Here is an 8,107-nt window from a genome sequence, read left to right on the forward strand (position 1 = left end):
GTCAGATGGAAAAAACCATGAAATTAAACACAGACCAAATAGAATATTATAGAGAACATGGGCTATTATTTATGCCAGAGCTTTTCTCGACAAAAGAAGTCGAGGCGATGCAGGCTGCTGTTGAGGATTTAATAGTAAAAGATACACCTGGGCGGATTTTAGAAAAAGATAACAAAACAGTGCGTGCTCTTCATGGATGCCATATCACTACAAAAATTTTCGATTCCTTAGTTCGGCACCCGAGCCTTCTAACATCTGCTTGTAAAATTCTCAAGAGCGATGTATATGTTTACCAATTTAAAATCAACTTTAAAGCAGCCTTTGGAGGAGATTTGTGGCCGTGGCATCAAGACTTTGTATTTTGGGATCAAGAAGATGGTATGCCATCCCCTAAAGCCTTGAATGTAGCAGTTTTCTTGGATGAATTTAATGAGTTTAACGGACCTATGTATTTCATTCCAGGTTCTCACAAAGAGAGCCTTGTTCACTTGGGACAAATAGAGTCATCTGAAGTTAATGGTCAAAAAAATGACTGGAAATCTAATGTCAGTGCTGCTCTCAAGTACTCCCTCGATAAAGAAACGATCGCCAAACTAGCTTTGGAAAAAGGTCTGGTTGCACCAAAAGGTCCTTCAGGATCTGTCCTTTTCTTTCACTGTAATTTAGTACACGGCTCTGCACTCAACATTTCTCCCTACGATCGCAGGCTCCTAATTATCACTTATAACAGCATCGATAATATACCAAGCTTTAAGGGGCAACCCAGACCAGAATTCTTGGTGAGTCGCGACCACACACCACTACAGCCTCTACTTAACGAATTATCTATTGGAGCGATGTGATGCTAAATTATTTGCAAAAAATCAATCAAAAAGTTTGTTTTATCTGTAGTGCTAATTACTCTGGTTCTACGCTTCTGGGATTTATACTGGGAAGTCATCAGAATTGTTTCTATTCGGGAGAGTTCAATAAAAAAGATACAAACTACTCAATCATAAAAAGAACCTGCAAATTTTGTGGTGTTAATTGTCCAGTGTGGAAAGACTTTATTGTTACCGATTGCGTAAATATCTACGAACAACTATCTATTAAAACCCAAAAACCGATTGTAATTAATTCAACAAAAGATATTTCTTGGGTAGAAGAACAAATAGCCGCTTTCCCAAAAACATCTTCCCAACTTTATTTTATCTTTCTCCAAAGAGATGGTAGAGCAGTCATCAATTCACGCATCGGAAAATATCCTCAAGAAGATGTCAAAGAAGTAATTAATACCTGGAAGGAAAGAATAAATGAAATTCAAGAATTGTACCGTAAATTTAAGGGTAAGAAAATTAAGCTCCACTATGAAAACCTTGCCACAAATACAGAAAGTGTCACTAGAAAGCTTTGTGACTTTTTGGAAATAGACTATCAACCTCAAATGCTTCAATATTACCAGCACGAACATCATCCACTTGGAGGGAACAACGGAACGCAATTTTTAGTAGCAAAGGCACAAAATAAAAATTTACAACGATTGTTATTCAATATACAAGAATGTAACCGAGATTATTACCAAAATCGTGGGTTAGAAATTAATTTAGATTTGCGTTGGCGTCAACAAATTGACCCAAATGTGGAGCATTTGTTTGAAGAAATGGCTGGTAAAGAAAACGAAGAATTCAAATGGAATATGTAGCAGTAAAAAAAACGATGTAAAGTGGGCAATGCTAATAAAACACTCAGTATAGAGTAATTAAGACCTGAACATAGGGCTGATTCATCATCGTCACATGATTACCTGGGACAAAATGGACATCCACTGGTTCGGTATAAAACTTGCTACAGCCCTAACAGTCTCACTACCATTTCTAGGGACGCTCTATGCAGATACCTACCAATATCTCTGGGCCGACGCCCAATGCCTCTGTAGATAGTGCGCTAGGAAGTTAGCACAACCCTCAACTGGCGATAGGTAAGGCTCTCCTGTTCAAACACCATTGCCACAGCATCAGGCGATCGCTCCTTTAGATTTAGCTTAAACCGCTAGAGACAATTCAACATGACCAGATTTAATAAATTCGGTTCTTCAGTACTTATTATGCTAAATTATTAGTTGCAAAGGTTAAAAAGTATAAAGAATTGCATAAAATGCTTAGTAAAACCTTTGACATAATTGACTGAGGATGCAGATTCATTATTAACTGTAAGTACTAGAAAAGTATTTTTTGTCTATTTACAGTTATGAACAGGAAACAAAATATTAAAATACTAACAGAGCTTCTAGATTTAAAAGATGTGAAAGTTATATCACATCGCCTTCATGTCGGGATATGAATGATTTTACAAATAGAATCAATAAAATCATATAGTACTTGTCCTCGCTGTGGTCCAAAAAGCCATAAATTACATCAAAATCATCGATACATTGTTAAAGATTTACCTTTCGGTGAGAAACCAGTATTTTTAGAAATAAATAGAAGACAATTCAAATACGAAGAATGTAAAAAACCCTTTAGTGAGAATCTAGATTTCGTGAGCCAGAAAAGAACTTATACAAAACGGCTGGCACACAAGACAATACAAGAGGTAGTAGAAAACGATATCCACAGTGTAGCTGATCAAGGGATAGTGACAACAGAAGAAATAGAAAGAATGTTAAAAGACGCATCTAAAGAATTATCTAATGACAAACCTTCTCTGACAAAAAGACTTGGAATCGATGAGATAGCTCTGATTAAGGGCAAGGGTAATTACTGCGCCGTACTCATAGATTTAGATACATCTAAGCTAGTAACTATTTTAAATGGGCGCACCCAAGAAGTAGTGAAGAAAGCCCTTTTAGAATGGGGAACTGAGGTCTTAGAACAAATTGAGGAAGTGAGTATAGATTTGTGGGTTGGTTATAAAAATGTTGTCACAGAATTAATGCCCAATGCTCAAGTAGTAGCAGATAGATTTCATGTAATGACACAGATTAATAAAGAATTAGATACACAGAGAAAACGAGAGAAGCGGAATCTAGAAGAATTAATTCAAAAAGCGCAATTATCATCAAAAAAAGCTGAACATGAAAAAACTTTATCGGGATTAAAAAATAGTAAGTACGTTTTACTTAAAAATGAATCAGACTTAAATGAAGAGCAAATAAATAAATTTTCTGAAGTCAAGAATGTATCTCCCATCTTAAAAGAAATGCATGAACTAAAAGAAAAATTTAGAAGGATTTTTAATGAGACAGATAATTGGTATCCAGGAGTTTTTAAACTCGGTATGTGGTTATCGAAAGCTAAAAAATATTTTCCCAAGAGTAACAATACTATTATCCGTTGGTTTGATGAGATAATTGCTTACTTTGATAATGGGACAAATAGTGGTGCTGTGGAAGGTATTAATAACAAGATCAAGTTGATTAAACGTTCCGGCTATGGATTTATAAACTTTGACAATTTCCGAGTTAGATGCTTATTGAATTGGCATTTTAACTATTAGTTAAGCATACTATGTACAGAAAAAGCTTAATTTTAAATTAAGCTTTTAGTCTAGTCAGGAGTGCGAAACTAAATTTCCAAAAAATAAGGATACGGATTTAAGATATTTCCGGCAACTAAAACCAAGGTTTTTAGGCTTTATAAAATGAGCCTTATGAGTTTCGCACTCCTGACTAGTCTAAACTCCAGTTAACCTGAATCTTTACTTAAATAGGAGCTTTCAAAATTTTCTCCAAAATATCAACTGTTTCAAATACAGCCTGGTTATTAAGGGTGTTGAGATTAGCCCGGTAGTGAGAATAGTTTTCTGGTTGAATTAGCTTTTCGACAGCCTGCTCGATATTGTGAAAATTATAAATTACAATCCCGAGTTCTTTATCCGTAATCCATTCACAAGAGAGTCTTTCCTGACTCATAGTGAAGGGATTGCGTTCTGTAATCACAGGTAACTTCATCGCCGTAGCCTCGCTGAGGCTACCAGGTCCTGGCTTACCAATAAAAAAATCGGCAAGATGCATATAATAAGGAATGTCTTCAGTAAAGGTAGTAATAAACCGCTTCTGAAAACCTTGACTTTGACGGAGTGCTGAAGCTAACTCTTCATTTTGTCCGCAAATAAAAATGAGTTGGATCTTGTCTTGAAAACATTCGAGACGTTGAGCAATTTCGAGTATAACCTTAGAGCCATAACCGCCAAACAGAACCAATCCAGTGGGCAAATCTGGATTTAGATCCAAGCGTTGTCTTTCGCTTCGGCGATCAACAGTAATGGGATCATAGAATCGGGGATTAATGACCAATCCTGATGTGCAGAAGATTCGCTTTTCCTGATGCCCCAACGCGCGCGCTTGTTCGACTGCCTGTTCAGTAGGACAGATTAAGAATTGCTCCTGTGGTTCTATCCAGAAATGAGGAGGAGAATCCGCAAAATCCGTAAGAATAGTGACGAAGGGTGTGGTGGGTATTGCTTTTTGCAAGCTTTCCCTGAGTACTCGGTTATAAAATGGAATGCAAGATACTACTAAATCCGGCTGATTCTTCCGCCAGTGACTTTCAAGCAGAGCTATCAGTTCAGAAGAATTTTGACGAATGTTTGCCTTTGCCAAAGTCCGAAGTAATGGAAATAATGGAATGAGGAATGTCCAGCCTTTTTTTAGTACCAGGTTGTAGATATCATTTCCACTCTTACCAGTCATTCTGTAGAACATATCCGCATGCTCTATATTTTCAATTTCTTCAATATTGACTAGCTTAGGTTGCCAGTTCGGCTGTTGCTTCTTGATGACTTGGGACAAAGCATTTGCAGTGCTGCGGTGTCCACCACCACCACTATAAAAAATCAAATCTATTCTTGTCATCCAGTGACCTCTTCAAAAATGACTTTGGCAAAACCGCCCCACACATCTACACTGACCAATGTCACAAGGGAACGTACCTCAAACGGTTACTGCATCAAAACTGCAATGATAACTTTAAGTTCGTGACTATCAATAACTTCTCATCGGGTGCTATTAATTATGTGAGAGGAATGGCTAGTAATGCCTAATTCTTTCACCTTTTAAATTAACGATGGCTCCCGAGTCAGTTCCAGTGTAATTTAACTTACGATTGTTATCGTAGAAAGAACCGATATAATTAGCAGTCGAGCCATCGTTTATAGTAACAGATATAGTAACGATACAATCACTATTCACTTGTTATTTGCCTTGGGTAGGAAGATTAGTTTTCACATCTCCTGCAACAATTCTAGCCAAGATATTACCCTTCATGTTTCCATTGCCATCATAGTTGTTTGTAGCATTGAAAGCAAACGGATCGGTGTTATTCACATAGCCACCACCTTGAAATTCATATGCTCCATATAGACTTCTATTTGAGCATGTTTTTTCGGCTTTTGCTTCCTGGTGATTTAGACGCCTATATGTATCTCTTTCCCTTCGCCAATATTGACATTAAACTTACCCATTACAATTATATTAATTACTCCGTAAGGTCTTCTTGGCTAATTGGGTGGGTGTTGAAATAAGCCCTATCAAAGGATTGCCCCAGAATCTCCTGACCAATTGAGGACAAAACGCGATCGCAATTATCATGTAATACGTAAAAGGATAAATCTCGCAATATTCGCTCCACAGGACTCGGTTTAATCAATGAGCGAGCTCCACAAGCGTGTATGCAGTCGTTCACCGTTTCCAAAGCTAGTTGTTCAGTTATATAACGGGCGCGATTGCCTGCTTCTTTTGCCCCTAACACCTGGCCTGTTTCCCAAAGAGTAGCTACTTGCCGCAGCCAGAGATGCATAGTATCTATATTAATTGCTGCCTTAGCAATTCGGTGTTGTACGTAGGGGTCATGTCCTTTTTGCTGTTTATTGATGTATGCTAAAGTATAATCATAAGCTCCTTCAGCAGCTCCGAGAAAAGCAGCGCCATACAGAGGTGTAAACCGCGTCTGCCACTCCTGTTGAATGTATTGTCCTGGATAGCCAATCAAGTTTTCTTTAGGGATGAAAGTACGTTCAAAGCGAACTAGGTAACTCACTGTACCTCTCATCCCAATTGGTTGCCACCAACTATCATCAAAGCTAATACTGGGGTCGGATAAGTTGCAAGCTAGTAACAGCACTGATGTCCGTGAGCCATTGCCATGACGCGCTCCCCCAGGACCTGCGGTGTTGACCAAGAGAATTGCCCACTGTGCTTCTGGGGCACTGGTAGCGAATACCTTTGTGCCATCAATGATGTATCCTTCATCTACCACTTGAACACTTGTGCCAAGGCTGGCTTTTTGACCTGGAATCTGAGACTGGGGTTCTCCACTCCAAGCCGCCCATTTCTCGCCACGTTGGACAATACCCTCAAACCAGCGCTTTTTCTGAGACTCATTAGCCATAGCCGCTAGTAAAACTTGGGCATTTGCGTGTCCTTCCCAGCAACGGGCTAGGGATAAATCCACTTTTGCTAGTTCCTTAGTCATCATCCACAGGGTAAAGATATCGCTATCATGTCCTAACCCTAAACCACCGTATTCAGTAGGCACAACAGGCGCATTCAGACCTGCTTGAAAAAGGTCTTCAAAATCTTCTCTTGGGAAGCTAGCATTGTAGTCATAACCAGCGGCGCGAGAGGCGAACTTATTGCGTGCAAGTTCGCTAATGCGTTCAATCAGAGTTTGCTTGTTGAGAGTTAGATTGAATATCATTTAATAGAGTTTCATAGACTTGTTTTTAGTTGCTAATCTTACATTTTCACCCGTTGGTTTATGGCAATTTGTGTAAGTAGGTTATTTTAATCCGGTATGAATAATTATGTTAGCAAATAAAAGCAGCTTAGTAATATGCATCATAAGAACATAATTACATATTGTTTGTCTTTTTTTATCTGAATTTGAGATTGACAACTCGAAAATTAACCACCAATAGAAATGAGGCTACACTTTTGCACGCTTTATTCATTTACTGTTAGTTTCTTTCAGTGGTTGCAAGATATAAGTAAATAAATCATCAATAACTCGATTAGCTGATATGTAGCTACCTGTAAGCCAATAATAATCATCAACTACATAAACTTTACCCTGCCTAACAACATTAAGCTTTGACCACAGAGGTTCTGCCATAAGTTGATTGACAGATATCTTTGACTGTGCAGCGTCTTTGAAGCCGTAGCGCACTATAAATAGGATATCACCATCTATCTGGGTAAGGGCTTCTGGAGAGATATTGTAGCCAACGGGGTTGCCCGCTTTCTTTTGAGTTGCTTTAGCATCCAGATTTTGTGAATGAGGACGGATTAAACCAGCATCCTCTAAAATTACTCCAGAGAATGCACCCTTAGTTAACGGGTTAATTGTCTTTGGGATCAAGCGCACGACGGAAACTAAAGTCTTTTTGAGTCGAGATCCTATCTTTTGTTTAAACTCAGTTAAGCGTGTGTTATAGTTATCCATTAAACGTTTTGCTGTATCGGTTTTCCCCAAAGCTTTTGCTGCTGGCATAAACGGTTGTTTCCAGTCTCCATTGCTTTGCACCTTCAGCAAAACGGTGGGTGCAATGTGAGACCATAAACTGTAAGTATCCCGGTTCCGCGTCGTGCCTAAAATCAAGTCCGGCTTGAGAGTTATAACCTTCTCCATATTCGGTGGTGTCAGAACCGCACCAATGTTTTCAACGCCTGGGTGCTTATCCTCTAAACCTAGCCCTTGGAGAGTTTTAGTTGGATCTGGAGCACCTACCAGATTGGCTCCCAGAGCTAGAGGTATTTCCACTAGCCACGGATCTATGACGACAACTCGTTGAGGATGGACGGGAACTAGAGTCTGACCCATTGCGTGTTTGACTACATGGACGGGGACAGGTGATGTTTGATTTGAGGGAACAACAGCTATATCGCGGGTTGGTAATTGACGACCAAAGGAACTGCAAGCAGAAATCACCAACAGCGTAAGCAGCACAACAAAGCAGAACTTAGGCATATACAGTTAAAAAGATACAGGTAATGTTAGAGCGATCGCGTATTGGCTGTGCAAGAGATTATGTTGCAAAAATTGTAACTGCCCAGGTAGGAATGTCAGGAATATTCCCATGAGGGAAGAAAGATGGTAGTGTTCAAGCATGAATCCAGAAGAAAAAGATCAAA

General features: G+C 39.0%; 7 protein-coding genes and 2 pseudogenes. 3 read left to right on the plus strand and 6 right to left on the minus strand.

What is annotated here, in order from left to right; genetic code table 11:
- The first annotated feature begins 5 nt into the window (after positions 1-5).
- Together V7K21_RS00880 and V7K21_RS00885 are read left to right on the plus strand one after the other, a co-directional pair.
- Positions 6-842 (plus strand): phytanoyl-CoA dioxygenase family protein, encoded by an 837-nt coding sequence (locus tag V7K21_RS00880; RefSeq protein WP_335170952.1) that lies wholly within the window; start codon positions 6-8, stop codon positions 840-842.
- A 191-nt stretch (positions 843-1,033) separates the two neighbouring features.
- Positions 1,034-1,681, plus strand: a complete 648-nt coding sequence (locus V7K21_RS00885; RefSeq protein ID WP_442948835.1) for a sulfotransferase — start codon at positions 1,034-1,036, stop codon at positions 1,679-1,681.
- A 146-nt stretch (positions 1,682-1,827) separates the two neighbouring features.
- On the opposite strand, the pseudogene V7K21_RS30520 reads toward V7K21_RS00885, so the two are convergent.
- Positions 1,828-2,007, minus strand: a pseudogene (locus tag V7K21_RS30520) (AMP-binding protein); the annotation flags it as partial.
- A gap of 219 nt (positions 2,008-2,226) precedes the next feature.
- Here V7K21_RS30520 and V7K21_RS00890 point away from each other — a divergent pair.
- A pseudogene (locus tag V7K21_RS00890) lies at positions 2,227-3,474 on the plus strand (ISL3 family transposase).
- Positions 3,475-3,679: 205 nt separating this feature from the next.
- Here the strand turns inward: V7K21_RS00890 and V7K21_RS00895 are convergent.
- The 5 genes from V7K21_RS00895 to V7K21_RS00910 form a co-directional block, all read right to left on the minus strand.
- Positions 3,680-4,831 (minus strand): MGDG synthase family glycosyltransferase, encoded by a 1,152-nt coding sequence (locus tag V7K21_RS00895; RefSeq protein ID WP_335170954.1) that lies wholly within the window; start codon positions 4,829-4,831, stop codon positions 3,680-3,682.
- Positions 4,832-5,170: 339 nt separating this feature from the next.
- Positions 5,171-5,302 carry a hypothetical protein gene (locus V7K21_RS00900; RefSeq protein WP_335170955.1) on the minus strand — a complete coding sequence of 44 codons (132 nt, stop codon included), beginning with the start codon at positions 5,300-5,302 and terminating at the stop codon, positions 5,171-5,173.
- Positions 5,303-5,382: 80 nt separating this feature from the next.
- Complete coding sequence (locus V7K21_RS30525; RefSeq protein ID WP_442948836.1) at positions 5,383-5,454, minus strand: hypothetical protein; 72 nt, start codon at positions 5,452-5,454, stop codon at positions 5,383-5,385.
- Entirely contained in the window at positions 5,454-6,674 is a 1,221-nt protein-coding gene (locus V7K21_RS00905; protein ID WP_335170956.1) for an acyl-CoA dehydrogenase family protein, read from the minus strand. The genes V7K21_RS30525 and V7K21_RS00905 overlap by 1 nt, the downstream gene beginning before the upstream one ends.
- A gap of 249 nt (positions 6,675-6,923) precedes the next feature.
- On the minus strand, positions 6,924-7,943 hold the full coding sequence (locus V7K21_RS00910) for an iron-siderophore ABC transporter substrate-binding protein (RefSeq protein WP_335170957.1): 1,020 nt from the start codon (positions 7,941-7,943) through the stop codon (positions 6,924-6,926).
- Between the last annotated feature and the right edge of the window lie 164 nt (positions 7,944-8,107).

Origin of the sequence: Nostoc sp. (assembly GCF_036919595.1) — a bacterium.
Taxonomy (GTDB): domain Bacteria; phylum Cyanobacteriota; class Cyanobacteriia; order Cyanobacteriales; family Nostocaceae; genus Nostoc.

What these genes read in the sequence shown, in the direction of transcription:
- V7K21_RS00880 (WP_335170952.1), top strand. Translation starts at nt 6, where the DNA reads ATGGAAAAAACCATGAAATTAAACACAGACCAAATAGAATATTATAGA.
- V7K21_RS00895 (WP_335170954.1), bottom strand. Translation starts at nt 4,831, where the DNA reads ATGACAAGAATAGATTTGATTTTTTATAGTGGTGGTGGTGGACACCGC.
- V7K21_RS00905 (WP_335170956.1), bottom strand. Translation starts at nt 6,674, where the DNA reads ATGATATTCAATCTAACTCTCAACAAGCAAACTCTGATTGAACGCATT.
- V7K21_RS00910 (WP_335170957.1), bottom strand. Translation starts at nt 7,943, where the DNA reads ATGCCTAAGTTCTGCTTTGTTGTGCTGCTTACGCTGTTGGTGATTTCT.